Here is a 25,793-nt window from a genome sequence, read left to right as displayed (position 1 = left end):
TTCGTCGCAGCCCGACGCTAGCGGCGCCAGGGCGCATGGACAATGCCGCCCCGGCGATCATATTTCGCCCATGCGCACCGATACCGATATCCTGATCGCCGGCGCGGGCCTCAACGGCTCGACGCTCGCCCTTGCCCTGGCGCGCGAAGGTTTTCGCGTCACCCTCGTCGATCCCGCGCCGCCGGGGCCACTGGCCGACGGGCGCAGCTACGCGCTGTCGCTGGGCTCGGTCCGGGCGCTGAAGGCGCTTGACCTGTGGGGCGCAGTGGCCGCCGAGGCCCAGCCGATCCTGCGGATCGCCGTCAGCGACGGCCGCGCGGGCGAAGGCGCCTCGCCCCTGTCGCTGCATTTCGACCATGCCGAGATCGAAGAGGGCCCGATGGGCCAGATGGTCGAGGACCGGCACCTGCGCCCCGCGCTGACCGAGGCGCTGACCACGCAGGACATCACCCGGATCGACGGCGTCGCCGTCACCGCCCAGACCCCCGGCCCCACCGGGGTCGAGGTGAGCCTGAGCGACGGGCGCCGGATCACCGCCACGCTGCTCGTGGGCTGCGACGGTGGGCGCAGCGCCACCGCCAGGCGTGCCGGGATCGACCGGATCGGCTGGCGCTATTGGCAGACGGCGCTGGTGGCCACGGTCGCGCACGAGCTGCCGCACGAGGGCACCGCGCACCAATTCTTTATGCCCGAGGGCCCGCTGGCCATCCTGCCCCTGCGCGGCAACCGCGCCTCGCTGGTGTGGAGCGAGGACCGCCATCGCGCCACCTCGCTGGCCCGCAGCGACGATGCAGGCTACCTGGCGGCGCTGCGGCCGCGCTTCGGCGATTTCCTTGGCGAGATCACGCTTCTGGGTGGGCGCTTCAGCTATCCGCTGGGCCTGTCGGTCGCGCGCCGCTTCGTTGCCGATCGCGTCGCGCTGCTGGGTGACGCGGCGCATGTCGTGCACCCGATTGCCGGGCAAGGCCTGAACGCGGGGATCAAGGACATGGCCACGCTGGCGCAGGTGCTGGTCGAAGCGCGGCGGCGCGGCGAAGATTTCGGCCGCAGTGACGTGCTGGAACGGTATCAGGCCTGGCGGCGGTTCGACGTGGCCACGCTTGCGCTGGCCACGGATGGCATCAACCGGCTGTTCTCCAACGATAACCCGCTTCTTCGCGCGACCCGCGACCTGGGACTGGCCGCGGTCAACGCGCTGCCGGGCCTGAGACGCGGCTTCATCCGCGAGGCGGCAGGCCTGACCGGCGACTCTCCGCTGCTGTTGCAGGGACGCCCGATATAGGCGCAATTCGCGCTATCCCGGCGTAGACCTGAGCGGCGGTTGCCTTCACTTTGTGTTCAGACCACCGCTTCGGGGATTCGTACCATGAGCTTTCTGGACAGGCTGTTTGCCGCCTTCGTCTTCGGGCTGAGCGGCGGCTGGGCAATCCTGCCGCTGGGCCCCCGCCTGGCGCAGACCGGCCTGCCGGTCTGGGGGGCGAGCCTGTGTTTGATCGGCCTGCTCTACCTTGGCCTCGGCGCGGTGCTGATCGCGCCAACGGCGCGCCGCGCCTGGGCCCGCAGCCTGTTTATCACCGGCCTGCTTCTGGTCGGCGTGCCGCGCGGCCTGCCCGACATCGGTCCGCCGCTGGGACTGGTGGCGCTGACCGTCGGCGCGTGGCTGGCCCTGCCGCGCCATCGTTCCCGCCGCAAGAACGCGCTCGGTCCGTCAGACGGCAGCTCGTCCTGATCACACCGCCCCGCCCGGCGGCCTGTGGCCACCATGGCGGTGTGCATGGGGTTGGTGCGGGGACATGCCGGACCGTCTGACGGATCAGTCGATCTTGCGCGCCTCGTCGACCAGCATGATCGGGATGCCGTTGCGGATCGGGTAGGCCAGGTGCGCGGCCTTGGAAATCAGTTCCTGCCGGTCGGCATCGTAGGTCAGCGTGGCCTGGGTCTGCGGGCAGACCAGCGCCTCGATCATGCGGCGGTCGAAGGGGCGCGGTGCCTCGCCCGGTTCTACGTGAAACGGCGGCTCCTGCCCGGCCTGGTGGCCGGCGCTGTCCACGGCAGCCTTTTCGGTCGGAAGGGCCGCATCGGGATGAGGGGCCGCGGGTGCGCCGCGGGGACGGTCGGTCATTGCATTATCTCCTCGTCTCCGCCGCCGCCGCGCAGCGCGAATTCGATCAAGGTCACCAGGGTTTCGCGGCGCGTTTCCAGGGTCGGCGCTTCCAGCAGCGCCTGCTTGTCCTCGGCCGCGAAGGGACAGAGCATCGCCAGCGAATTGATCATGAGCTCGTCCTCGGCCTCACGCATCGAGGACCAGTCGGTCTTGAGCTCTTCGCTATCGAAGTAGCGCTCCAGCAGGTCGAGGAACCTGTCGCGGTCAAACCCCGGGTCATGCTCGACAGCGGGATTCAGATCGCGCGAAAACCCGTCCCAGGTCACGTCGCAGCGGCGATACGGGGTGAAGCCCGACACCTCGCCCCGGACCCGGAACCGCGAAGCACCGGAGAGCGTGATCATGTAGCGGCCGTCCTCGGTTTCCGAGAACGCGGTCACGCGTCCCGCGCAGCCGATGGCGTGAAGCCGATCCCCCCCCTGCCCGCCGGGCACCTCGCGCGGCTGGATCATGCCGATCAGCCGGTGCGGGGTCTTCAGCGCATCGTCGAGCATCGCCAGGTAGCGCGGCTCGAAGATGTGCAGCGGCAGGCGGGAGCGCGGCAGAAGCAGCGCCCCCGGCAGGGGAAAGACAGGCAGTGTGGTCGGTAGGTCAGCGTCCCGGATCATGTCCGCTGACCTAGGCCGCGCCGGGGCTCAGGCAAATATCATCGACGACAACCGCCGCCGCCCGGTGCGCGCCAGCGGATCCTGCGGCGGCAGCGCGTCGAAAATGGTGAAAAGCTGGGTCTTTGCCGCGCCCTCGTTCCATTCGCGATCCCGGCGGAAAAGCTCGAGAAGCTGATCGACCGCCGCGTCGGGTTCGCCCCGTGCGTAGAGAGCCTGTGCCAGGTCGAACCGCGCCTGGTGGTTGTCGGGCTCGGCCTCGACCGTCTGGGTCAGTTCCGAGACCGGGCCGGCATTGGCGGCCTGCTTCGCAAGCTCAAGCTGGGCATGCGCGGCCTCAAGCTCGGGCGCGTGGGACAGGGCGGCGTCGGCGCCGTTCAGGATCGCCTCGGCCTGGTCCAGATCGCCCATCGCGATATAGGCACGCACCAGCCCGCCATAGGCCTTGGCGTTGGACTTGTCCTCGCCCACGATGGCGGCGAAGGTCTGGGCGGCGTCCTGCGCCGCGCCCTGCGCCAGCATCTCCTCGGCCGCGGTCACGGCCTCGTCCAGGCCGCCCGACTCATCACCGCCCCCGGTCTGCACCAGACGGTCGACGAAGGCCTTGATCTCGCTCTGCGGCACCGCGCCCTGGAACCCGTCAACCGGCTGGCCCTTCCAGAAGGCATAGACGGTGGGGATCGACTGGACGCGCAGCTGCTGGGCGATGGCCTGGTTCTGGTCGACATCGACCTTCACCATCTTCACCGCGCCCTTGGCCGCGCGCACTGCGTCCTCCAGCATCGGGCCCAGCGTCTTGCAGGGGCCGCACCATGTCGCCCAGAAGTCCACGATGACCGGAACGGTCTGGGACGCCTCGACCACATCGGCCATGAACGTGGCCTCGGTCGTGTCCTTGATGTCGCCTGTCGCGCCCGCGTTGGGCGCCTGGCCGAATTCCAGCATGCCTGCGCTCCCTTGAAAAACCCGTGTGATGTGCGTCGTCGCGGCGTTAGATGGAGCACGGGGGCCCATTGTGCAAGGTCACCCTGGCCCGGCGGCCGCCCTGCGCGCCCCACGCCCCCGTCAAAGCGTGGCGAGGTAGGTGTCCCAGAACCCGTTGCGAAAGCGCAGATCGGGGTCGAGCCTGCGTTTCGCGGCGGCGAATTCGGCCGCGCGCGGGTAGGCACGGCGGAACTGCGCGGACGTGGCATGGGGCCTGTACGGCAGATAATAGCTGCCCCCCAGATCAAGCGCGCGGTCGATCAGATCGCGGGTCAGCCGCGTCATGTCGGCCTCGGCCCGCGTTGTCATCTCCTGGCTGAAGGTCAGGGCGACGCCAAGGCGTGGCCCGTCGGGCGCGTAGGACAGCCAGCTTTCGCGGTCGGCGCCGACATGGCGCAGCGTCGCCTTCAACAGCTCCTGGTACGAGGCGGGCACGATCTCGGCGCAGGATGCCAGGAACTCGGCCAGACGCGGCGGAGGGAGGAAATATTCCTGCTGGATGCCGGTGCGCCCCCTGCCCCACCGAACGGGCCCCGCCGGGCAGTTCAGCAGCGTGTTGCGGGTGACGTCCGAGGGCCGGACCAGCGGCGCGGCCTCGGTCTGTGCCCACCAGCGCAGCCGCTTTGCCGCCGCGCGCCCGGTCTGCGCGGTCAGCGTGCGCCGGGCAAGCGCCCCGACCCGGCCGGGCGCGGAGACGGGCGGCAGTTCGGACTGGTTGTCGGTTGCCTCAAAGGCCGTGACCTGCACCTGCCGGAACGCCGCTGAGGGCGAAACCGACAGCCATCCCACGGCCTGCACGACCTGCGGATCGGCGGCGATCCGGGCGAAGACCTCTCCCGCCTCGGCGACGGGCAGCGTGCGGCGCACCGGCGTCAGCCGGCGGTTCGGCACCATCTCGAGCTCGAGATCGGTGATCAGGCCGGTCAGCCCGTACCCCCCCATCGTCATCGCGAAAAGCTCGGGTGCGTCGTCGCGGCTGCAGGTGACCCAGTCGCCCGAGGCGGTAATCATCCGTAGCGACCGGACCGTTGCACCCACGGGCGTCGCCGGCACGTCCCCGCCATGGGCATTGACACAGAAGGCCGCCGCGACGCCGAAATCGCGCCCCGCCTGCATCACCGCCGGGGAAAACCCCAAGGGGTCGAGCGCACCGATCACCTGGTGCCAGCGCGCCCCGGCATGAACCCGGTAGGTGCCGCGCGATGTGTGCGGTTCGACAAACCCGTTGTCGAACCTGACCGCGTGGCCCGCCCGGGGCAGCGCGTGGCCGCCCATCGACTGCCGCGCGGCGCCGATGCAGACGGGCGCGCCGGTTTCGGCGGCCTCGTCCATCGTGTTGCGCAACAGGTTGGCCAGCCTCTCGTCCGCCTCGGCGTCGATCACCCGGGCAGAGCGCACCGGCGTGGGGCTGAGACCGCTGGCATCGTTCAGAATCCCCTCGACCTCGGGGCGCTGCAACGACCGTGTGCCTGTCCGCGTCGGAAGGGCGGGCGCCACGACGCGCACGCCCAGGACCCCGACCGCCGCACCGGACGCAAAGAGCAGCGCGCGGCGGGTCAGGCTGCCCATGCCTGCCTCAAAGATCGAAGCGGGCGAAGACGGGGACGTGGTCCGACGGCTTTTCCCAGGTGCGCGCGTCGCGCAGGATGCGGCTTTCGTCGGCCGCCGGGGCGATATCGGGCGTGGCCCAGATGTGGTCCAGCCTGCGCCCCTTGTCGTTGGTCTGCCAGTTCGGGTTGCGGTAGGACCACCACGAATAAAGCTGCCCCTCGGGGTGGTGCATCCGGGTGATGTCGACCCAGCTGCCGGCGTCCTGCGCCTGGGCCAGATGCTCGACCTCGACCGGGGTGTGGCTGACGACCTTGAGCAGTTGCTTGTGGCTCCAGACATCGTCCTCGCGCGGGGCGATGTTCAGATCACCCACGAGGATCTGCCGCTCGGGCCGTTCGGCATGGAAGCGGTCGCGCATCTCGGTCAGGAAATCCAGCTTGTGGCCGAATTTCGCATTCACCTCGCGGTCGGGCGTGTCGCCGCCAGCGGGGACGTAGAAATTGTGGATGACGATGCCGTTTTCCAGCCGCGCCGCGACATGACGCGCGTCGCCCATGCCGACCCAGTCGTGGTGGCCCGCATCCTCGAGCGGGAGTTTCGACAGGATGGCGACGCCGTTATAGCCCTTTTGCCCGCGCGCGACGGCGTGGGTATAGCCCAGCTCGCTGAATGTCTCGAACGGCATCTTGTCGACCGGCGACTTGCACTCCTGCAGGCACAGGATGTCGGGCAGTTCCGTGGTCAGCAGATGGCTGACCAGCCCTGCCCGCAGGCGGATCGAGTTGATGTTCCACGTGGCGATTGTGAAGGGCATGGGACCTGCTGTCTTTGAAGGGGCTCACCCCGTCTTGGGCCAGCCCGCTGCGGAAGGCAACCTTGGCCCGCGGGTCCCCACCTGCGGAACCGCGGCCGACGCGCCATCCGGCGCCCGGGGATCGCGCCCACGAGAGGCGCAGAAAAAAGCCCGGACGCAAAGGTCCGGGCGAAGTCTGTCAGGGAAAATGCGCACCTCACCCGGGCGCGCGCGGGTCTCTTCGCGAGGGCGGGACAAAGCTGCCACCGCCACGTTCGTCGTCAGCCCAACCACCCTGTCACGCTGCGGTTCCACGGAGCGGAAGAAAAATCGCGATCGTGTCCGCGGGGCCTGCGGGATCAGGCCACCAGACGGTAACCTCCCGACTCGGTCACCAGCAGGCGGGCGTTCGACGGATCGGGCTCAATCTTCTGGCGCAGACGGTAGATGTGCGTCTCCAGCGTGTGCGTGGTCACGCCCGCATTGTAGCCCCAGACCTCGTGCAGCAGGACATCCCGCGCCACGACGCCATCGGTCGCGCGGTAGAGGTACTTGAGGATATTGGTCTCTTTCTCGGTCAGGCGGATCTTGCGCTCTTTCTCATCGACCAGAAGCTTCTGCGCGGGACGGAAGCTGTAGGGCCCAAGCTGGAACACCGCATCCTCGGACTGCTCGTGCTGCCGCAACTGCGCGCGGATGCGGGCCAGCAGGACCGGAAACTTGAAGGGCTTCGTGACATAGTCATTGGCCCCGGCGTCGAGACCCAGGATCGTATCCGCATCGCTGTCATGGCCGGTCAGCATCAGCACGGGGCACTTGACCCCCTGCTTGCGCATCCGACGGCACAATTCGCGACCGTCCGTGTCCGGCAGACCGACGTCGAGGATCACGAGGTCGAAGTGACCGGCCTTGACCTTCTCCATCGCGTCCGCGCCGGAGCCCGCCTCGAAGACGTCGAAATCCTCGGTCATCACAAGCTGTTCGCTTAATGCCTCGCGCAGATCGTCCTCGTCGTCGACCAGCAAAATCTTCTTCAGACCACTCATTCCTCGGCACCTCCGCTTCTTCGCCACAACAAGTCGTGATGCATGGCGGTTCCCTCAAGGCGACGCCGCCGCGACTCACGCGGACGTGTCGAAATCACGGGGTTTGTTTCAATTCCGCGAAGATGCGCCTAGATCGGGGCAAACGCCGAAAGAGTCCCGCCCCATGACCTATGCCCCCACCGACGCCGAACGCATTGCCCGCGCCCGATCCGACCTGCGGATGGGGTTGCCGGTGATCCTGTCGCGGGGCGGGGTCGAGGCGCTGGTCGCCGGGGCCGAGACGCTGAAACCCGCGCGCCTGACCGCGCTGGCCCAGGGCGGGGCCGCGGAACTGGCAATCACCCACCGGCGGGCCGAGACGCTGAAAGTGCGGGTCTACGACGACGACATCGCCCGCCTGCCCGTGCCCGAGGATATCACGCCGCGCGGGCTGAGGGCGATCATCGATCCCGCCGGAGACCTCGCAACCCCGCTCAAGGGTCCGTTCCGGGCGTTGCGCGGGGGCGAGGCCGGGCTGCACCGTGCCGCGATCCAGCTGGTCAAGTCGGCGCGGCTTTTGCCGGCCGCGGTGCTGCGCCCGGTCGCGGCGGGCGAGGCGCTGGCACGCGACAGCGCGCTGACGCGAATCGTGATCGGCGACCAGGTGCCGTTCCTGTCGCAGGCGCCGGCCCTGGACCCCGTCATCTCGGCCCGCCTGCCCATGGCCGCGGCCGAGGCCGGGCGGCTGCACATCTTTCGCCCCGACGACGGGGGCGAGGAACACTACGCGGTGGAAATAGGCCAGCCGGACCGGTCGCTTCCCACCCTGACGCGGCTGCACTCGGCATGTTTCACGGGTGACGTTCTGGGATCGCTCAAATGCGATTGCGGGCCGCAGCTGCGCGGCGCGCTGGCGCAGATGGCGGCGACGGGCTCCGGCGTGCTGCTGTACCTCAACCAGGAGGGGCGCGGCATCGGGCTGGCCAACAAGATGCGTGCCTACAGCCTTCAGGACCAGGGGTTCGACACGGTTGAGGCCAATCACCGGCTGGGGTTCGAGGATGACGAGCGCGATTTCCGCATCGGCGCCGCGATCCTGCGGAAAATGGGATTCGCGCAGGTCAGGCTGCTGACGAACAATCCCGCCAAGGTCGCCATGCTGGAAAAGAGCGGCGTCGCGGTGACCGAGCGGGTGCCGCTCAAGATCGGGCGCAATCCGCTGAACGAATCCTACCTCGCGACCAAGGCGGCGAAATCGGGACACCTGTTGTGACGGACCTGCGCCTGACCCCGCGTGGGCTGTTTGCCTTTGGGCACCGCCTGCCCTGCACGATCGGACGTGGCGGCGTCGTGACGACCAAGCGCGAAGGCGACGGCGGCACGCCTGCCGGGACATGGCGGATCGAGGCCTGTCTTTACCGGCCCGACCGAATGCCCGCCCCGGCCCCCTGGGCCCGCCCGATCGGGCCGCGCGACCTCTGGTCAGACGACCCGGCCGACCCCAACTACAACGGCCCGGTGCAGGCGCCGCACGCCTATTCGCACGAAAGGCTGCGGCGGGGAGATGCGCTTTACGATCTGATCCTGGTCACCGACTGGAACCGGCACCCGGCGGGCCGGGGGCGCGGGTCGGCGATCTTCCTGCACCGCTGGCGCGGACCCGCGCGGCCCACCGAGGGGTGCATCGCCATGGCCCCCGGCGATCTGCTTTGGCTGGCCCGCAACGCGCCGCCGGGCACGCCCCTTGCGGTGCCCGCGGGCCTGCCGCCGCGTGGCGGCTGAGAAGGCGGCCGCAAAACCGCTTCCGGAGGGCGGTCAGCCGGTCTGGCGCGCCCCGAAGATGGCCGAGCCCACGCGGACATGGGTCGCACCCTGCATCACCGCCTCTTCGAAGTCCCCGCTCATCCCCATCGACAGCGCCGGCAGGCCGTTGCGCGCGGCGATCTTGGCCAGCAGCGCGAAATGCAGGCTGGGCTGTTCGTCGGCCGGAGGGATGCACATCAGGCCCTTTACCGGCAGGTCCAGTGCGCGGCACTGGCTCACGAACTCATCGGCCCCGGAGGGGGCGACACCGGCCTTCTGCGGCTCTTCCCCGGTGTTGACCTGCACGAAGAGGTCGGGGCACTGCCCCAGCTCCTGCGCCAGCCGGGCCAGCGCCTGCGCCAGCTTGGGCCGGTCCAGCGAATGGATCGCCTGGAACAGCTCCATCGCCTGCCGCGCCTTGTTGCTTTGCAAGGGGCCCAGAAGATGCAGGTCGACGGGCCCGTGACTGTCGCGGAATCCCGGCCATTTGCCGGCGGCCTCCTGCACCCTGTTTTCGCCGAACACCCTGTGGCCCTGGTCCAGCACGGCGCGCACGCGGTCGTCGGGCTGCACCTTGGACACGGCGATCAGCGTGACCGACCCCGGGGCGCGGCCCGCACGGATCTCAGCCGCGCGCAGACGGCGGGTAATGTCATCAAGGCTCATGGCGGCACCTCCCTTTCGCGACCCTCGTAAAGCCACAGGACTGCGCAAAAGAAAAGGGCGGGCCAAAGGCCCGCCCTCTCGTCTTCAATCCCAGTGGGATCAGAAGGACATCGCCACACCCAGCGAGTAGGTGTCGAAGTCGACGTCGTCGTCGCCGAAGTCGTTGTTGCCGTAGCCGGCTTGCACTTCGGCACCGCCGCCCAGGTCGTAGTTGGCGATCAGGCCGTAGCCGCTGACGTCGTCTTCGCCGTCGAGTTCACGATCGAACACGCCGTAGTTGGCAGCGACGGTCAGAGCACCGGTGGTGTAGCCCAGCGCGATGCCGGTGTGGCTGTCGTTGCCGTTGTAGCCGTCGAGATCCGAGTAGTTCGCGATGGCCGAGAAGCCGCCGCCGAACTCGGCGCCCAGCGACAGACCGTAGATGTCGAAGCCTTCGTCGTCGACGTCTTCGTCGTCGAAGTCAACGTCCGAGGTCTGGTAGCCGAGGCCGGCCGAGAAAGCGACGCCAGCGAAATCGCCGGTGTACTTACCACCCAGGCCGAAGACGGGGTTGCCGTCGCCATCGGTGTCCGGATCGTCGTCCATTTCGACCGACGCGGCGACTGCGAAGTCGGCGAAGGCATATTCGTAACGAACGATCTGACCGTCGTAGATGCCGTCCAGGCCAGCGTTGCCGTTGTAGCCGGCATGCTCGTGGTCGTCACGGATCGACGAGCCGATGATGGCTTCTTGCAGGGCCCAGTCGAAGCCGCCGTCGGTGTCACCGAAGGTGATGGTGCCGAAGGCGCCCGACACGAAGATCGACGCGCCGCCGTCGTCCGAGTCGTCGCGGGTCGCGCCGGATTCAGCACCGCCGGTGACGGCGTTGTTGTCACCGATTTCCTCGTCGAGGTCGATGTCGAAGCCGAAGGTCAGGCCGGTGTCGGTTTCGCCGGTGCCGGTGAAGGTGACGTCCACGTCGGTGTGGAACTGGTCTTCGATGTCCGAACCGCCGAAGATACCGGCTTCGGCAGCACCCGAAACTTGCATTTCCTGGGCCATCGCAAAGCCGGAGGTCGCCAGCAGCGCGGTGGTCGCGAAGAGAACCTTTTTCATGTTTTCCCTCATTTTCAGAACTTGGCCCCGAGGGAAAACTCCCCTCAGGCACGGGGCGAGAAATGCGCCTTTCCCCCTCTTCGTGCAAGACTGCCGAGCCCCCGGCCGGGCTAGTCCCCCAAAATTGGTGCAAGCGTGCCACACCGGGGAAACCCGCCTGCCCGACACCGGCCCGGACGCCGCCCTGCACCCGTTTCATACAAGGGAAAGACAGGACTTTCGCGGCCGCCCCTCGCTGTCCGCCCCGGCCCACCAGGTGCGCCCCCCGCGTAGGCCCGCGCCCGCGCCCGGCGCCTCGCGCGCGGGCGCGCCATCATCTCTATGGGCTCCTTGGCGGGGCGTTCGCGGCCATGCCGACCGCGCTGCGAAGGAGCCGACGCGGAAAGACCGCCGGGCCTGCGCCGCGCGGGCCACGTGGCCCGCGGGGGCTTGGAATCACCGGGTGGGCCGCACAGGGGATTCGCCTGCGCCTTGTGGCAGGGTCGCGAGTGCGTTACCAAATCCTCGCATTTCTAACGGGCCGGAGACCGGGGAAGTATGAACATGTTGAGTCTCGCCAGGGCCTGCGCCCCGCTCGTCCTTCTTGCCGGTTGCGGCGTGGGACCCTTTGGCGGCGGCGCGGCCGAAACCGCCGGGCCGCAAACCGGCCCAAGCGAGGCCGTGCTGCGCCAGCGCGAAGCGACGCCGCTTGCCCGCCGCGCCAACCGCGACACGGTGTGGGACCTGTTCAATTCGGGCGACGACCCGAACACCACCGTCGAGGTGAACAAGTACATCTGGACGGCGGCGCAGGAAGTCCTGGACTTCATGCCGGTCGAGGCCGCCGACCCGTTCTCGGGCGTTCTGGTCTACGGCTACGGCACGCCTCCGGGGGGCGGCACCCCCTACCGGGCTACCGTCTACGTGCAGGACCCCGCGCTGGACGCGCGGTCGCTGAACGTGGCGCTGGCCTCGCGCTCGGGCCCCGCGACCGCCGACACGGTGCGCGCGATCGAAGACGCGATCCTGACCCGCGCCCGCCAACTGCGCATTCGCGACAGCAAGCTGTGATCCGCGGCGCCGCGACCGGCGCCGCAACATATCCCCACCGCCCCTGCCCTCCGGGCCCGCGCAGCGCCGAATCCTCATGGGCCTCGGGGATCGTCGCGCGCCCGGCGATGGCAGGCCAGGCTACGCAGTGCCGTTTCGCGCAGGGCCCGAGGCCGCAAGCCGCTCGACCCAGGCGAAATGCTGCGGCAGGCAGACCCGGCTCAGGTCGTAGCGCTCCACGATCCTCTGCCGCGCGGCCCGGCCCAGCGCGGCGCGCCGCTCCGGGTCGGCGGCCAGCCGCGCAATCTGGTCGGCGATCGCGGCCGGATCGAAGAAATCCACCAGAACCCCCGTCTGCCCGTCCTCGATCACCTCGCGCACCGGGGCGGTGTCGCTGGCGACGATCGCGCATTCCGCCGCCATCGCCTCCATCAGGCTCCAGCTGAGCACGAAGGGATAGGTCAGGTAGACATGCACGGTCGAGACCTGCAGCAGCGACAGGAATGCGCCATAGGGCAGCTGGCCCACGAAATGGACCCGCGCCCAGTCCTCCTGCGGGATCTGCGGGCGCACCTCGTCGAGGAAGACCTGCTTCCACGACCGGCCGTCCTTGGGCGCCGCCCCGTAGGAAACGCCGTCGCTGCCCACGATCATCACCCGCGCCCGCGGCCGCGCCTTCAGAAGAGCCGGCAGCGCGCGCATGAAGGAGTGATAGCCGCGATAGGGTTCAAGGTTGCGATTGACGAAGGTCACGACCTCGTCGTCGCGGGTCAGGCGCAGGCTGTCATGGTCGTAGACCGCGTCGGCCGCCGGGCGGATGGCGTCGGTGTCGATGCCGTCGTGGATCACGTCGATCCGGTCGCGCAGGTCGGGCGGATGCGTATCGGCCTGGAACCGGGTGGGGCTGATTCCGCGGTCCGCCGACTCAAGCTGCATCCGCATCGCCAGGTTCCGCATGCGGATCCGCGCGCTGCGCCCGAACTCCTGTCCGGTCTGGAACTCGGGGTCGAAATCGATATCGCTGCCCTCGGCCCGGTAATAGAGCTCGGAGAAGATGCCCAAGGGGGTATCGGGAAAGACGTCGCGCACGAAGAGCGCCTCGCCCCAGCCCGAATGCGCGATGATCGCGTCGGGCTGAAGTCCCCGCGCCTTGAGCGACTGCAGCGCGCGCAGGCAGACCTCGCCCCGGTGGACGGCGCGGTTCATCAGGCCCAGCCACGCGTGGTGTCGCTGCGCCTCGGGCTCGGACCAGCGATAGGCGATGATGCGGACGCCGCGCCATGTCTGCGACTGCTCGAAGCGTGAGGTCAGGGCGAAGACCTCGTGCCCCGCCTGCACCAGCGCCGGGGCCAGATGCTTGAACTGGCCGGGAAAGTTCTGGTGCAGGAAGAGGAATTTCATCGCCGTCCGTCCGTTGCTGCGCACGCGCCAGCCTAGTCGCCCGCCGCCCCGCTGGCCAGCGCGGGGGCCCCGCCGCGGGGTCGCCGGGCAAAGCTTCTGGACGTGACCGGCCCCCGCCCGTATCAAGCCCGGGGCGCGCGCGCCGCCGCAAGGCGGCCGCGCCCGGCCGAGCCGGGGTGGCCGAAGGCCCCGGCCGACAGAAGAAGGCGAGGGTTATGGCGCGCTACGCGGCAGGCGAGATCGAACCGAAATGGCAGGACGCCTGGTCCGAGGACGAGACGTTCAAGGCAGTCCGGGATCCGGGCAAACCGAAATACTACGTGCTCGAGATGTTTCCCTACCCGTCGGGCGACCTGCATATCGGGCATGTGCGCAACTACACGATGGGCGACGTCGTGGCCCGCTACAAGCTGGCCACCGGCCACGCGGTGCTGCACCCGATGGGCTGGGACGCCTTCGGCCTGCCCGCCGAGAACGCCGCGCAGGAGCGCAAGGTGCATCCCGGCGACTGGACCTACGGCAACATCGCCAACATGAAGGCGCAGTTTTCCAAGCTGGGCCTGTCGCTGGACTGGAGCCGCGAATTCGCCACCTGCGACCCCGACTATTACGGCAAGCAGCAGGCGATGTTCATCGACATGATGGAAAAGGGTCTGGCCTACCGCAAGAACGCGGTGGTGAACTGGGACCCCGTCGACATGACCGTGCTGGCCAACGAACAGGTCGAGGACGGGCGCGGCTGGCGCTCGGGCGCCCTGGTCGAGCGGCGTGAACTGACGCAGTGGTTCTTCCGCATCTCGCAGTATTCGGATGAGCTTCTGGCCGCGCTGGACCGGCTGGACAACTGGCCCGACAAGGTCAAGACGATGCAGCGCAACTGGATCGGCAAGAGCCAGGGCCTCGCGTTTTCCTTCGGATTGAAGGGCGCGCCCGAGGGCTTTGACGACCTGCCCGTCTATACCACCCGCGCCGACACCATGCGCGGCCCGAGCTTTGCCGCCATCGCCGCCGACCACCCGCTGGCCCGCGCACTTGAGGCGCAAAGCCCTGAGGTCGCCGCGTTCTGTGCGCAGTGCCGCCGGATAGGCACCTCGGAAGAGGCGCTGGAAACCGCCGAGAAGCTGGGCTTCGACACCGGCGTCAAGGTGACCCACCCCGCCGATCCCGACTGGGAGCTGCCGCTCTACATCGCGAACTTCGTGCTGATGGACTATGGCACGGGCGCGATCATCGGCTGCCCGGCGCATGACCAGCGCGACCTCGACTTCGCGCGGAAATACGACCTGCCCGTCCATTCCGTCTTCGTGCCCGCATGGTGGACCGACGAGGTCGCCGACCACGGCTCGCCCGACTACGTGCCGCCAGAACGCGGCGGCCCGGCCTTCGTGCCCGCGAAGACCGAGACCGTGAAATACATCCGCTGGTTCGGCGAGGCGGGGACCGAGATCACCTGCCAGGAGGCGATGGACCAGACGCTGGCGCTGTTCGACGAGAACGGCTGGGGCACCGCCCGGACCCAGTTCCGCCTGCGCGACTGGGGGCTCAGCCGCCAGCGCTACTGGGGCTGCCCGATCCCGGTGGTGCATTGCGACGCCTGCGGCGTGGTGCCCGAGAAAAAGGAAAACCTGCCGGTCGAACTGCCCAAGGACATCGATTTCGACAAGCCGGGCAATCCGCTGGACCGCCATCCGACGTGGCGCGACGTGGCCTGCCCTTCCTGCGGCGGGCCGGCCAAGCGCGAAACCGACACGATGGACACCTTCGTCGATTCGTCGTGGTACTACGCCCGCTTCACCTCGCCCCGGGCCGAAACGCCCACCGACGCCGAGGAAGCCGCCTACTGGATGAATGTCGACCAGTATATCGGCGGCATCGAGCACGCGATTTTGCACCTGCTTTATTCGCGGTTCTTCGCGCGGGCGATGAATGCCACCGGCCACCTTCCCGAAAAGGGGGTCGAGCCCTTCGACGCGCTGTTCACCCAAGGCATGGTCACGCACGAGACCTATTCGACCCGGGACGCGACCGGCCGCACCACATGGTATTTCCCCTCGGACGTCGAAGAGCGGGACGGCCGCACCGTGCTGAAATCCGACCCCGCGGTAGAGGTGACGGTCGGCCCCTCGATCAAGATGTCGAAGTCCAAGCGCAACGTCGTCGACCCGGTGGCGATCATCGACCATTACGGCGCCGACACCGCGCGGTGGTTCGTCCTGTCCGACAGCCCGCCCGAGCGGGACGTCGAATGGACCGCCAGCGGGGCCGAGGCCGCGCATCGCCACCTGTCGCGGGTCTGGCGCCTGGCTTCCGAGGTCGACGAGACCGCGGTCGAGGGCGACCCCGAGGCGGACCAGGATCTGCTGCGCGCTCTGCACCGCACCATCCACGACGTGACGATGGGGATCGAAAGCTTCGGCTTCAACTCGGCGGTCGCGCGGCTTTACGCCTTCACCAACCAGCTGTCGAAGTCCGAGGCCGGGCGTGGCGCCAAGCGCGAGGCGATGCAGACGCTGGCGCAGCTGATGGCGCCGATGACCCCGCACCTGGCCGAGGAGATCTGGCAGATGCTGGGCGGCAAGGGGCTCGTCGCGCGCGAGGAGTGGCCAGAGGCCGATCCCGCCCTGCTGGTCGAGGACAGCGTCACCATGCCGATCCAGATCAACGGCAAGCGGCGCTCGGAAATCACCGTGCCGGCAGACATGGGCCGGGCCGAGATCGAGAAGCTCGTGCTCGACACCGACACGGTGCAGAAGGCGCTGAATGGCGGCAGCCCGAAAAAGCTGATCGTCGTGCCCGGACGGATCGTCAATGTCGTGGTCTGATCGCCGCAGCCTGCTGCGCGGCGGGGCCGCGGCGGGGGCGGCGGCCCTTCTGGGCGCCTGTGGCTTCCGCCCGGCCTATGGGCCCGGCGGCGCGTCCGAGGGCCTGCGGGGGGCCATCGCCGTCGATCCGCCCGACGACCCCGAGGGCTATGTGCTCGTCCAGCGGCTGGAAGAGCGGCTGGGCCTGCCGCAGGCCCCGCAATACCGTCTCGCCGCCGACATCTACGTGGGCGAGGACGGGCTGGGCGTCAGCCCGGACCAGGAAATCACACGCTACCAGGTGTTGGGCCGCGTCACCTATCGCCTGACCCGGTCCAGCGACGGCGCCCTCGTCTCCTCGGGCGAGGTGGAAAGCTTCACCGGGTATTCGGCCCCGGTCTTCGACGCCGCCCGCGGCACCAGCGCGGGCAATCCCGTTTCGGTGCAGACCGCGCGCACCGCCGCGCGGGAACGGCTGATGGTGATCCTGGCCGACCGTCTGACGCAAAGGCTGCTGGCGACGGCGGCCGACTGGCGCGCATGAAGCTGTCGTCGCGCGATGGCGCCGCCTTCATCCGGCGGCCGCCCTCCGGCGCCGCGGGCGCGCTGCTATATGGTGGCGACGCGATGCGCGTGGCGATGAAGCGGGCCGAACTGGTCGGCACGATCGTCGGACCCGAAGGCGAGGCCGAGATGCGGCTTACCCGCATCACCGCCGCCGACCTGCGCCGCGACCCCACGCTTGCCGTCGACGCGCTGCGCGAACAGGGATTCTTTCCCGGGCCGCGCGTCGTGCTGATCGAAGAGGCGGGCGACGGGCTGACCGATCCGATCAAGTCCGCGCTTGCCGACTGGCGCGAGGGCGACGCCCAGCTGGTCGTGACCGCCGGCGTCCTGCCCGCACGCTCGAAGCTGCGCAAGCTATTCGAAAGCCACCGCTCGGCCGCGGCCATCGGCATCTACGACGACCCGCCCGGCCGCGACGAAATCGAGGCAATGCTGTCCAAGGCCGGCCTGCGGGATGTGGGCCGCGACGCGATGGGTGATCTCGAATCGCTGGCCCGCGCCGTGGGGCCCGGCGACCTGGCGCAGACTATCGAGAAGCTGGGGCTATACAAGCACGGCGACACCTCGCCCCTGTCGTCGGAGGACGTCACCGCCTGCGCCCCCGCCTCGACCGAGGCGGCGCTCGACGACCTGCTCAATGCCGCGGCCGAGGCGCGCACCGCCGATATCGGCCGCCTGATGAGCCGGATCGAGGCGCAGGGCACCTCGCCCACATCCCTGTGCATCGGCGCGGTCCGCCATTTCCGCCAGCTTTACGCGGCCGCCTCCGACCCCGGCGGCCCGGGCTCGGGCATCGCCAAGCTGCGGCCGCCGGTCTTCGGCCCGCGGCGCGACCGGATGCTGCGGCAGGCGCAGGGCTGGGGCGCGATCAAGCTGGAGCAGGCGCTGAGCCTGCTGGTCGACTGCGACCTGACGCTGCGCTCGGCCGCGCGGGCGCCGCAGATGGCGGTGATGGAGCGCGCGCTGATCCGGCTGTCGATGATGGCGCGCTAGCCGGGTCGCGACATACGCGCCGTCACGGCGTCGGTGGACACCCCCTTCGGGTTGCGCCACACTCCGGCCGGTTAAAGGGAAGGAGCCCTTTCATGCGCAAGTTCCTCGTCATCCTCGACGACACCCGCGAATGCCTGAACGCGATGCGGTTCGCGGCGATGCGGGCCGCCAAGACCGGCGGCGGGGTCGAGATCCTGTCGGTCATCCCGCCGGACGAGTTCAACCACTGGATCGGCGTCGGCGAGATCATGCGCGAAGAGGCGCGCGAACGCATCCGCGCCCATTTCGAGGTCTTCGCCAAGTGGATGCGCGACAAGCAGGGCGTCGAGCCCGAGCTGGTGATCCGCGAAGGCGAACCCGTGCCCGAGATCCTGGCCCAGATCCGCGAGGACCCCGACGTGGGCGTTCTGGTGCTGGGCGCCGGAACCGACAAGAACGGGCCCGGTCCGCTGGTCACCCAGCTGTCGCGCAGCTCGGGCACCCTGCCCGTGCCGATCACCATCGTCCCGGGCGAGCTGTCGAAAGAGGGGCTCGAGGCCGTCACCTGAGGGCGCGGGCCGGAGGCAGCCCCCCGCGACCACGTCCCGGCGCGACCGCCGCACCGGCCCCCGGATTTAGAACCGTTCCAAACTATTGACTTCATGCCCCCCAGGGCGCACATGGGGAGGGCGACAGGAGGCAGAGACATGTTCATCCAGACCGAATCCACGCCGAACCCGGCGACGTTGAAATTCCTGCCCGGGCAATCCGTGCTCGACGCCGGGACGGCCGATTTCCCCAGTGTCGAAGCGGCCGAGAAATCGCCGCTGGCCGCGCGGATCTTTGCCGCGGGCGGTGTCAGCGGCGTGTTCTTCGGCACCGATTTCGTGACCGTGACCAAGACCGACGATGTCGAGTGGGACCATATCAAGCCCGCCGTCCTCGGCGCGATCATGGAGCACTACCAGTCCGGGCAGCCGGTGATGTCGGGCACCAGCGGCACCGTCGATCATGCGGTCCATGACGGGCCCGACGGTGAAATCGTAGGCCAGATCAAGGAACTGCTGGACACCCGCGTGCGCCCCGCCGTTGCGCAGGACGGCGGCGACATCACGTTCCACGGCTTCGACCGCGGCGTCGTCTACCTGCATATGCAGGGCGCCTGCGCGGGCTGCCCCTCTTCGACCCTGACGCTGAAGATGGGGATCGAGAACCTCTTGCGCCACTACATCCCCGAGGTGGTCGAGGTCCGGCCGGTTGCCTGAGCCGTCGCCTGCCGCGGGCCCGGACGGCGGGCTCGTCCTGGGGTTCGACACATCGGCCGCGCATTGCGCGGCCGCTTTGCTGTCGGGCGACACGGTGATCGCCGCCCGCACCGAGGAGATGTCGAAGGGACAGGCCGAACGCCTGTTTCCCCTGCTCGAAGAGATCCTGGCCGAGGGCGGCGCGGGCTGGAGCGATCTGGCGCGGATCGGGGTCGGCACCGGGCCCGGCAACTTTACCGGCGTGCGCATCGCCGTCGCGGCCGCGCGGGGGCTGTCGCTGTCGCTCAAGATTCCGGCCATCGGCGTGACCATGTTCGACGCCCTGGCCCACGGAACAGATGCACCAGTGCTCGTCAGCCTCGACGGGCGGCGCGGGACGCTTCTGATCGCACCGCCCGACGGCGCCCCCATCATCGCGACCGAGGATACCTTGCCCGAAGGCCTGTCTCGCCCCGGGCTGACCTGCCTGGGCCACGCGGCCGCCCCCCTTGCCCGCCGCCTCGACGCACAGGCCGGCACGCCGGCGTACCCGGCGGCCGTGGCCATCGCACGACTCGCCGCGCGGGCCACGCCGCCCTTCGACCGCCCCGCCCCGCTTTACCTTCGGCCCGCCGACGCCGCGCCGCCGCGCGACGCGCCGCCGCAGCTCTTGCCATGATCGCCGCTTCCTTGAGACCGCTCCTGTGGCCCCTGCGCGCATGACCCTTCCCCGATGACGCTGCCCGACGCCGATCCCGTCGCTTTGGCACGCCTGCATGCCGCCGCGATGGAGGTGCCCCGGCCATGGAGCGCTGCGGACTTCGCCGCGCTGATGGGGGCCCCGGGCGTCTTTCTGCGTTGCGTCCCGCACGGGTTCGCCCTGGGCCGCGCGGTGCTGGACGAAGCCGAGCTTCTGACCCTCGCCGTCGACCCCGCCGCGCGGCGCCGGGGCCACGGGCGCGCGGCGCTGACCGCGTTCGAAACCGCCGCGCAGCAGGGCGGCGCCCGGGTCGCGCATCTTGAAGTTTCGGCCGAAAACATTGCTGCCCGGGCGCTTTACGCGGCGGCGGGGTGGGAGGTATCCGGCCAGCGGCGGGGCTACTACGACCGCCCCGGCGGCGGGCGCATCGACGCGATCGCGATGCGGCGGATGCTGTCGCCCGCCTGACCTCGCCAGATCGCGCGGACCAGAGTCCGGGCCATCGCCACTGACGGTACGTCATGCGCCCATTCTGCGGGCAAGTGCCTGTGAACCATGCGTGAGATCCGGAAAAAGCTATTGACCCTATGGGGTCGCTGCGGCCTTATTCGCCAATGGATTGCGTGGCAACGCGCGGTCACGGGGTCTGGTCCCCCGGCGCGCGGAGGCCGGGGCCCCGCAATTAAAAACCTGGGAGATTCACATGACCGCACTCACGAAGTTTCTCGGCGCAGCCGCCACGCTGGCCCTGTCGGCCGGCGCCGCGCTGGCCGAACCGGGGCTCGTCATCGACCTCGGCGGCAAGTTCGACAAATCGTTCAACGAAAGCGCCTATACCGGCGCGCAGCGCTGGGTCGAGGAAACCGGCGGCGACTACATGGAGACCGAGCTTCAGTCCGAAGCGCAGCGTGAACAGACCATGCGCCGCATGGCCGAGCGCGGCGCCAACCCGGTCGTGGTGCTGGGATTCGCCAACACCTCGACGCTGGAAAAGGTCGCCCCCGACTATCCCGACACCAAGTTCGTGATCATCGACGGCGTCGTCGAACAGCCCAACGTGCAGTCGATCATCTTTTCCGAACATCAGGGGTCGTACCTGGTCGGCATGATCGCCGCGATGGCGTCCGAGACCGGCACGGTCAGCTTCGTCGGCGGGATGGACGTACCGCTGATCCACAAGTTCGCTTGCGGCTATGCCCAGGGCGCCAAGGCGGTGAACCCCGACATCGAGATCGTGCAGAACATGACCGGGACCACCCCCGCGGCATGGAACGACCCGGTGAAGGCGGGCGAGCTGACGCGCGCCCAGATCGGCCAGGGCTCGGACGTGGTCTTTGCCGCGGCGGGCGGCTCGGGCGTGGGGGTCCTTCAGACCGCCGCGGACGAAGACATCCTGTCGATCGGCGTCGACAGCAACCAGAACTACATGCACCCCGGCAAGGTCCTGACCTCGATGACCAAGCGGGTGGACAACGCCGTCTACAACGCCTTCGAGATGGGCGAAGAGATCGAGCCCGGGATCAACATCCTCGGCATTCAGGATGACGGCGTGGGCTACGCCGTGGACGAGTACAACGAAGAGCTCATCACCGACGAGATGAAATCGGCCGTGGAAGAGGCAATGGAAGGAATCGCCTCGGGCGAGATCGAGGTGCACGACTACACCTCGGACGACTCCTGCCCGGTGATGTAAGCCCCTTGGCTTTCCAGGACACAGACACGGGGCGGCCCGGCGCCGCCCCCGACCCGTCGCCCGGCAACCGGGGCGACGGGGCCACCCCTGCGATCGAGCTGCGGGGAATCTCGAAATCCTTCGGGCCGGTGCAGGCCAACAAGGATATCGCGATCCGCGTCATGCCGGGCACGATCCACGGCATCATCGGCGAGAACGGGGCCGGGAAATCGACGCTGATGTCGATCCTCTACGGCTTTTACAAGGCCGACGCGGGCGAGATCCGGATTCACGGGAAACAGACCGCCATCCCCGACAGCCAGGCCGCGATTTCGGCCGGCATCGGCATGGTGTTCCAGCACTTCAAGCTGGTCGAGAATTTCACTGTGCTTGAGAACGTGGTGCTGGGGGCCGAGGACGGCGCCCTTCTGCGCCCGTCTCTCGCCAAGGCCCGCAAGCTTCTGAAACAGCTTTCGGACGAATACGAGCTTCACGTCGAGCCCGACGCCAAGATCGAGGATCTGGGCGTCGGCATGCAGCAGCGGGTCGAGATCCTCAAGGCGCTCTACCGGCAGGCCGACATCCTTATCCTCGACGAACCCACCGGCGTTCTGACCCCGGCCGAGGCGGACCACCTGTTCCGCATCCTCGACGGGCTGAAACGCGAGGGCAAGACGATCATCCTGATCACGCACAAGCTGCGCGAGATCATGGAGACGACCGATACCGTCAGCGTGATGCGCCGCGGCGAGATGACCGCAACCGTGCGCACCGCCGACACCAGCCCCGAGGAACTGGCCGAGCTGATGGTGGGCCGCAAGGTGCTGCTGCGCGTCGACAAGACCGCCGCCCAGCCCGGCGCGCCGGTGCTTCAGGTCGAGGATCTGCGCGTCGTCGACAGCCAGGGCGTCGAACGTCTGCGCGGCGTGTCGCTGGACGTGCGCCGGGGCGAGATCCTGGGCATCGCCGGGGTCGCCGGCAACGGGCAGTCGGAACTGCTCGAGGTGCTGGGCGGCATGCGCGAAGGCCAGGGCCGCGTTCTGGTCAACGGCGAGCCCATCGATCTGACGGGCACCCGGTCCGACGCCCGCACCCGGCGCCGCCGCGGCATCGGTCACGTCCCCGAGGACCGCCAGCGCGAGGGGCTCATCATGAACTTCTACGCGTGGGAGAACGTGGCCTTCGGCTATCACGACGATCCCGCCTATAACCGCGGTCCGCTGATGGACCAGGCGGCGATCCGCGCCGATACCGAAGCCAAGATCGCCAAGTTCGACGTCCGCCCCGCGAATGCGTGGCAGGAGGCGCGGAACTTCTCGGGCGGCAACCAGCAGAAGATCGTCATCGCCCGCGAGCTTGAGCGCAATCCCGACCTTCTGCTGGTGGGGCAGCCAACCCGCGGCGTCGATATCGGCGCGATCGAGTTCATCCACGAGCAGATCGTCGCCCTGCGCGATCAGGGCAAGGCGATCTTGCTGGTCTCGGTCGAGCTGGACGAGATCATGTCGCTGTCGGACCGCATCGCGGTGATGTTCGACGGCCGCCTGATGGGCGAACGCCTGCCCTCGGAAACCGACGAACGCGAACTTGGCCTGATGATGGCGGGGATCTCCGACACCGGCGGCGATCACGACATCGCCGAGGTCGAGCGCAACCTCGCCCATCCCTCGGGCGATCCCCACAAGGAAAGCTGAGCGATGCAAGCGCCCCACCTGCCCGGGTCCGCCCGCCCCCTGCCCATGGAGGGCGCGGCCTGATGGACAAGATGCCGAAATGGGCCGACGTCCTGCTGATCCCGCTTCTGAACCTCGTGCTGGCGCTGGTCGTGTCGGGCCTCGTCGTCGTTCTGATCGGGCAAGACCCGTTCGAGGCGATGGCCATCATGGTCCGCGGCGCCGTCGGCTCGACCTATGGCTGGGGCTACACGCTTTATTACGCGACGAACTTCATCTTTACCGGCCTCGCGGTCGCGGTGGCGTTCCACGCACAACTGTTCAACATCGGCGGCGAGGGGCAGGCGCAGCTGGGATCGCTCGGCGTGGCGCTGGTGTGCCTGTTTGTGCCCTGGCCGCACTGGAGCCTCGCCCTGGCCGCCGCGATCGCGGGCGGCGCGCTGTTCGGAGCGGCCTGGGCCGCGATTCCGGCCTATCTGCAGGCCAAGCGCGGCAGCCACATCGTGATCACCACGATCATGTTCAACTTCATCGCCTCGGCACTTCTGGTCTATCTGCTGATCTCGTCGCTCAAGGCACCGGGCATGGCGCCCGAGACGGCACGCTTCCCCGAGGCGACGCGCCTGCCCTTCGCGCAGGACGTCTTTGCCGCCATCGGCATCGACTGGAGCCGGTCGCCCCTGAATGTCTCCTTCCTCGTCGGGCTTGCCGCCTGCTGGCTCGTGTGGCTGCTGATCTGGCGCACGCGGCTTGGATACGAGATCCGCGCCTACGGCCAATCCGAGCCCGCCGCGCGCTATGCCGGCATTTCGCAGGTGAAGATCGTCATGGTGACGATGCTGATCTCGGGCGCCCTGGCGGGGCTCATGGGCATCAACGCGGTGATGGGCGAACAGCAACGGCTGTTGCAGGACAACGTGCTGGGCGCGGGCTTCGTGGGCATCGCCGTGTCGCTGATGGGCCGTGGCCACCCCGTGGGCGTGCTGCTGGCCGCGATCCTCTTCGGCGCGCTCTACCAGGGCGGGGCCGAGCTGGAGTTCGAAACCAGCGTCCCGCGCGAGATGATCGTCGTGATCCAGGCGCTGGTGATCCTGTTCACCGGGGCGCTCGACAACATGGTGCGCGATCCGGTGTCGCGCATGTTCCTGCGGTGGGGCCGGCGCAAACCGACCCCGCAGCCCGCGGGCGACTGACGCCCCTTGCCCGCCCCTTTTCCGACCTAGCCCGGGACCCGCACCATGGATTTTCTGACCGTCATCCAGATCCTCGATTCGACCGTGCGGCTGGCCATCCCCCTGCTATTCGCCTGCCTCGCCGGCCTGTTTTCCGAACGTGCGGGGATCGTCGACATCGGGCTTGAGGGCAAGATGCTGGTCGCGGCCTTCTTCTCGGCGGCCGTGGCGGCGCTGACCGGGTCGGTCTGGCTGGGGCTTCTGGCAGGGATCGCCGCGGCGCTGATCTTTGCGTTAATCCACGGGCTGGCCTCGATCACCTTCCGGGGCGACCAGCTGATCTCGGGCGTTGCGATCAACTTCCTCGCATCAGGGATGACCGTACTGATCGCGCAGGACTGGTTCAGCCAGGGCGGGCGCACGCCGTCGCTTTCGGGGACCGGCCGATTCAACAGCATCGACCTGCCCGGGGCCAATGCGCTCGAGGCCGCCCACGCCGCGGCCGAGTCACCGGGGATGGGCCTCTCCGCGATCTACTGGGAGCTTCTGTCGGGCCACACGATCCTGGTCTACGTGGGCTTTCTGGCCGTGCCGATCACGTGGTGGGTGCTGTTTCGCACCCGCTTCGGCCTGCGGCTGCGGGCAGTGGGCGAAAACCCCGGTGCCGTCGACACCGCCGGCGTGTCGGTGGTGCGGCTGCGCTACGCGGCCGTGCTGATCTGCGGCCTGCTGAGCGGCCTTGCCGGTGCCTACCTTGCCACCGGGCTTGCCGCTGGGTTCACCCGCGACATGACCGCCGGGCGCGGCTACATCGCGCTGGCCGCGCTGATCTTCGCCAAGTGGCGGCCGGTCTACGCGCTGGGGGCCTGCCTTCTCTTCGGGTTCCTCCAGGCCGTGTCGAACCGCTTCAACGTGATCGACCTGGGCCTGATCGAGATCCCCAACGCCTTTGTCCTGGCCCTGCCCTACATCCTGACCGTGGTGATCCTCGCCGGGTTCGTGGGCAAGGCGATCCCGCCGCGCGCCGGTGGCCAACCCTACGTCAAGGAACGCTGATCCCATGTCCGACCCTCGTGCCGCCGAAGACCTAGCCGCCTTCATCCGCGATCGTGCCGGAGCCGAGCCGCCCCGGATCGGGCTGATCCTGGGATCGGGTCTCGCCACCCTGGCCGACGAGGTCGAGGGCGTCGCGATCGGATACGACCAGCTTCCGGGCTTTCCGGGGACCGGCGTGTCGGGCCATAGCGCCGCCCTGACCATCGGCGATCTTGCCGGGGTGCGGGTGGCCGTCTTCGGCGGCCGGTCGCATTACTACGAACACGGCCGGCCAGACGCGATGCGTCTGCCGCTCGCCGTGCTGCGCGCGCTGGGGGCCGAGACGCTGATCGCCACCAACGCGGCGGGATCGCTGGACCCCGAGATGCCGACAGGCAGCCTGATGATGCTGGAGGACCACATCAACTTTTCCGGGCTGAACCCGCTGATCGGCGAACCCTCGGACGCGCGCTTCGTTCCGATGGGCGACGCCTACGACCCCGATCTGCGCCGCACCCTCGCCGCGGCGGCCGAGGCCGAAGAGATCGCGCTGAACCGGGGTGTCTACGCGTGGTATTCCGGCCCCTCCTTCGAGACCCCGGCCGAGATCCGCGCAATCCGGATGCTGGGCGCCGATGCCGTCGGCATGTCGACGGTGCCCGAGGTGATCCTTGCACGGTTCTTCGGCCTGCGTGCCGCCGCGATCTCGACCATCACCAACATGGCCGCGGGGATGAGCGACGAATCGATCAGCCACGAACACACCAAGGCGATGGCCCCCATCGGCGCCGAAAAGCTGGCCCGCGTCCTGCGCCGCGCCCTGCCGATGATGTAGGGCGCC

At 68.9% G+C, this 25,793-nt stretch carries 26 protein-coding genes; 17 read left to right on the top strand and 9 right to left on the bottom strand.

Annotation, left to right across the window (positions count from 1 at the left end; genetic code table 11):
• Nucleotides 1–70: 70 nt before the first annotated feature.
• Nucleotides 71–1,282 carry an FAD-dependent oxidoreductase gene (locus tag EKE94_RS17520; protein WP_127907936.1) on the top strand — a complete coding sequence of 404 codons (1,212 nt, stop codon included), beginning with the start codon at nucleotides 71–73 and terminating at the stop codon, nucleotides 1,280–1,282.
• Nucleotides 1,283–1,366: 84 nt separating this feature from the next.
• A complete protein-coding gene (locus tag EKE94_RS17515; protein ID WP_127907935.1) occupies nucleotides 1,367–1,729 on the top strand; it encodes a hypothetical protein in 363 nt (120 codons plus the stop codon).
• Between the two features lie 84 nt (nucleotides 1,730–1,813).
• On the opposite strand, the gene EKE94_RS17510 is transcribed toward EKE94_RS17515, so the two are convergent.
• The 6 genes from EKE94_RS17510 to EKE94_RS17485 form a co-directional block, all read right to left on the bottom strand.
• A complete protein-coding gene (locus tag EKE94_RS17510; protein ID WP_127907980.1) occupies nucleotides 1,814–1,966 on the bottom strand; it encodes a Trm112 family protein in 153 nt (50 codons plus the stop codon).
• Nucleotides 1,967–2,118: 152 nt separating this feature from the next.
• Nucleotides 2,119–2,772: an LON peptidase substrate-binding domain-containing protein gene (locus EKE94_RS17505; protein ID WP_127907934.1), complete on the bottom strand. Its 654-nt coding sequence runs from the start codon at nucleotides 2,770–2,772 to the stop codon at nucleotides 2,119–2,121.
• 27 nt (nucleotides 2,773–2,799) lie between these two features.
• Entirely contained in the window at nucleotides 2,800–3,714 is a 915-nt protein-coding gene (trxA, locus tag EKE94_RS17500) for a thioredoxin (protein ID WP_127907933.1), read from the bottom strand.
• A gap of 120 nt (nucleotides 3,715–3,834) precedes the next feature.
• Nucleotides 3,835–5,322 carry an FAD-binding protein gene (locus EKE94_RS17495; RefSeq protein WP_127907932.1) on the bottom strand — a complete coding sequence of 496 codons (1,488 nt, stop codon included), beginning with the start codon at nucleotides 5,320–5,322 and terminating at the stop codon, nucleotides 3,835–3,837.
• 7 nt (nucleotides 5,323–5,329) lie between these two features.
• Nucleotides 5,330–6,118 carry an exodeoxyribonuclease III gene (locus EKE94_RS17490; protein ID WP_127907931.1) on the bottom strand — a complete coding sequence of 263 codons (789 nt, stop codon included), beginning with the start codon at nucleotides 6,116–6,118 and terminating at the stop codon, nucleotides 5,330–5,332.
• A 338-nt stretch (nucleotides 6,119–6,456) separates the two neighbouring features.
• Nucleotides 6,457–7,143 carry a response regulator transcription factor gene (locus EKE94_RS17485; RefSeq protein ID WP_127907930.1) on the bottom strand — a complete coding sequence of 229 codons (687 nt, stop codon included), beginning with the start codon at nucleotides 7,141–7,143 and terminating at the stop codon, nucleotides 6,457–6,459.
• A gap of 163 nt (nucleotides 7,144–7,306) precedes the next feature.
• Here EKE94_RS17485 and ribA point away from each other — a divergent pair, with 163 nt between their 5' ends.
• Both ribA and EKE94_RS17475 read left to right on the top strand, forming a co-directional pair.
• Nucleotides 7,307–8,395, top strand: coding sequence for a GTP cyclohydrolase II (ribA, locus tag EKE94_RS17480; RefSeq protein WP_127907929.1), 1,089 nt, complete (start codon nucleotides 7,307–7,309; stop codon nucleotides 8,393–8,395).
• Nucleotides 8,392–8,904, top strand: coding sequence for a L,D-transpeptidase family protein (locus tag EKE94_RS17475; protein WP_127907928.1), 513 nt, complete (start codon nucleotides 8,392–8,394; stop codon nucleotides 8,902–8,904). The genes ribA and EKE94_RS17475 overlap by 4 nt, the downstream gene beginning before the upstream one ends.
• Before the next feature lie 33 nt (nucleotides 8,905–8,937).
• Here EKE94_RS17475 and EKE94_RS17470 read toward each other — a convergent pair whose 3' ends face one another.
• Nucleotides 8,938–9,591, bottom strand: coding sequence for a YggS family pyridoxal phosphate-dependent enzyme (locus EKE94_RS17470; protein ID WP_127907927.1), 654 nt, complete (start codon nucleotides 9,589–9,591; stop codon nucleotides 8,938–8,940).
• Nucleotides 9,592–9,690: 99 nt separating this feature from the next.
• Nucleotides 9,691–10,686, bottom strand: coding sequence for a porin (locus EKE94_RS17465; protein WP_164871013.1), 996 nt, complete (start codon nucleotides 10,684–10,686; stop codon nucleotides 9,691–9,693).
• Nucleotides 10,687–11,223: 537 nt separating this feature from the next.
• On the opposite strand from EKE94_RS17465, the gene EKE94_RS17460 reads away from it, so the two are divergent.
• A complete protein-coding gene (locus EKE94_RS17460) occupies nucleotides 11,224–11,736 on the top strand; it encodes a DUF3576 domain-containing protein (RefSeq protein WP_127907925.1) in 513 nt (170 codons plus the stop codon).
• A gap of 120 nt (nucleotides 11,737–11,856) precedes the next feature.
• Here the strand turns inward: EKE94_RS17460 and EKE94_RS17455 are convergent, their stop codons facing one another.
• Nucleotides 11,857–13,116, bottom strand: a complete 1,260-nt coding sequence (locus EKE94_RS17455; RefSeq protein WP_127907924.1) for a glycosyltransferase — start codon at nucleotides 13,114–13,116, stop codon at nucleotides 11,857–11,859.
• Nucleotides 13,117–13,331: 215 nt separating this feature from the next.
• Between EKE94_RS17455 and leuS the strand changes: the two genes are divergently transcribed.
• The 12 genes from leuS to EKE94_RS17395 all read left to right on the top strand — a co-directional run bounded on the left by leuS (nucleotide 13,332) and on the right by EKE94_RS17395 (nucleotide 25,787).
• Nucleotides 13,332–15,938 carry a leucine--tRNA ligase gene (gene leuS / locus EKE94_RS17450; RefSeq protein ID WP_127907923.1) on the top strand — a complete coding sequence of 869 codons (2,607 nt, stop codon included), beginning with the start codon at nucleotides 13,332–13,334 and terminating at the stop codon, nucleotides 15,936–15,938.
• Nucleotides 15,925–16,461, top strand: coding sequence for an LPS assembly lipoprotein LptE (gene lptE, locus EKE94_RS17445; RefSeq protein ID WP_127907922.1), 537 nt, complete (start codon nucleotides 15,925–15,927; stop codon nucleotides 16,459–16,461). The genes leuS and lptE overlap by 14 nt, the downstream gene beginning before the upstream one ends.
• Nucleotides 16,458–17,477 (top strand): DNA polymerase III subunit delta, encoded by a 1,020-nt coding sequence (gene holA, locus EKE94_RS17440; RefSeq protein ID WP_127907921.1) that lies wholly within the window; start codon nucleotides 16,458–16,460, stop codon nucleotides 17,475–17,477. Before lptE ends, holA begins: the two co-directional genes overlap by 4 nt.
• 92 nt (nucleotides 17,478–17,569) lie before the next feature.
• Nucleotides 17,570–18,025: a universal stress protein gene (locus EKE94_RS17435; RefSeq protein WP_127907920.1), complete on the top strand. Its 456-nt coding sequence runs from the start codon at nucleotides 17,570–17,572 to the stop codon at nucleotides 18,023–18,025.
• A 138-nt stretch (nucleotides 18,026–18,163) separates the two neighbouring features.
• Complete coding sequence (locus EKE94_RS17430; protein WP_127907919.1) at nucleotides 18,164–18,721, top strand: NifU family protein; 558 nt, start codon at nucleotides 18,164–18,166, stop codon at nucleotides 18,719–18,721.
• The gene (gene tsaB / locus EKE94_RS17425; protein ID WP_127907918.1) at nucleotides 18,714–19,379 is read left to right on the top strand and encodes a tRNA (adenosine(37)-N6)-threonylcarbamoyltransferase complex dimerization subunit type 1 TsaB; all 666 of its coding nucleotides are present in this window, start codon (nucleotides 18,714–18,716) and stop codon (nucleotides 19,377–19,379) included. The genes EKE94_RS17430 and tsaB overlap by 8 nt, the downstream gene beginning before the upstream one ends.
• Nucleotides 19,380–19,433: 54 nt before the next feature.
• Nucleotides 19,434–19,868, top strand: a complete 435-nt coding sequence (locus tag EKE94_RS17420; protein ID WP_127907917.1) for a GNAT family N-acetyltransferase — start codon at nucleotides 19,434–19,436, stop codon at nucleotides 19,866–19,868.
• A 235-nt stretch (nucleotides 19,869–20,103) separates the two neighbouring features.
• Nucleotides 20,104–21,093: a BMP family lipoprotein gene (locus EKE94_RS17415; RefSeq protein ID WP_127907916.1), complete on the top strand. Its 990-nt coding sequence runs from the start codon at nucleotides 20,104–20,106 to the stop codon at nucleotides 21,091–21,093.
• A 92-nt stretch (nucleotides 21,094–21,185) separates the two neighbouring features.
• Nucleotides 21,186–22,766 carry an ABC transporter ATP-binding protein gene (locus EKE94_RS17410; protein WP_235856089.1) on the top strand — a complete coding sequence of 527 codons (1,581 nt, stop codon included), beginning with the start codon at nucleotides 21,186–21,188 and terminating at the stop codon, nucleotides 22,764–22,766.
• Nucleotides 22,767–22,828: 62 nt separating this feature from the next.
• Nucleotides 22,829–23,938: an ABC transporter permease gene (locus EKE94_RS17405; protein ID WP_127907914.1), complete on the top strand. Its 1,110-nt coding sequence runs from the start codon at nucleotides 22,829–22,831 to the stop codon at nucleotides 23,936–23,938.
• A gap of 45 nt (nucleotides 23,939–23,983) precedes the next feature.
• On the top strand, nucleotides 23,984–24,973 hold the full coding sequence (locus EKE94_RS17400; protein WP_127907913.1) for an ABC transporter permease: 990 nt from the start codon (nucleotides 23,984–23,986) through the stop codon (nucleotides 24,971–24,973).
• Between the two features lie 4 nt (nucleotides 24,974–24,977).
• On the top strand, nucleotides 24,978–25,787 hold the full coding sequence (locus EKE94_RS17395; protein WP_127907912.1) for a purine-nucleoside phosphorylase: 810 nt from the start codon (nucleotides 24,978–24,980) through the stop codon (nucleotides 25,785–25,787).
• Nucleotides 25,788–25,793 lie beyond the last annotated feature (6 nt).

Source organism: Mesobaculum littorinae, from assembly GCF_004011175.1.
Taxonomy (GTDB): domain Bacteria; phylum Pseudomonadota; class Alphaproteobacteria; order Rhodobacterales; family Rhodobacteraceae; genus Tranquillimonas; species Tranquillimonas littorinae.
The sequence above is the reverse complement of the archived record's forward strand: the minus strand, read 5'-3'. Positions and strand labels throughout refer to the sequence as shown.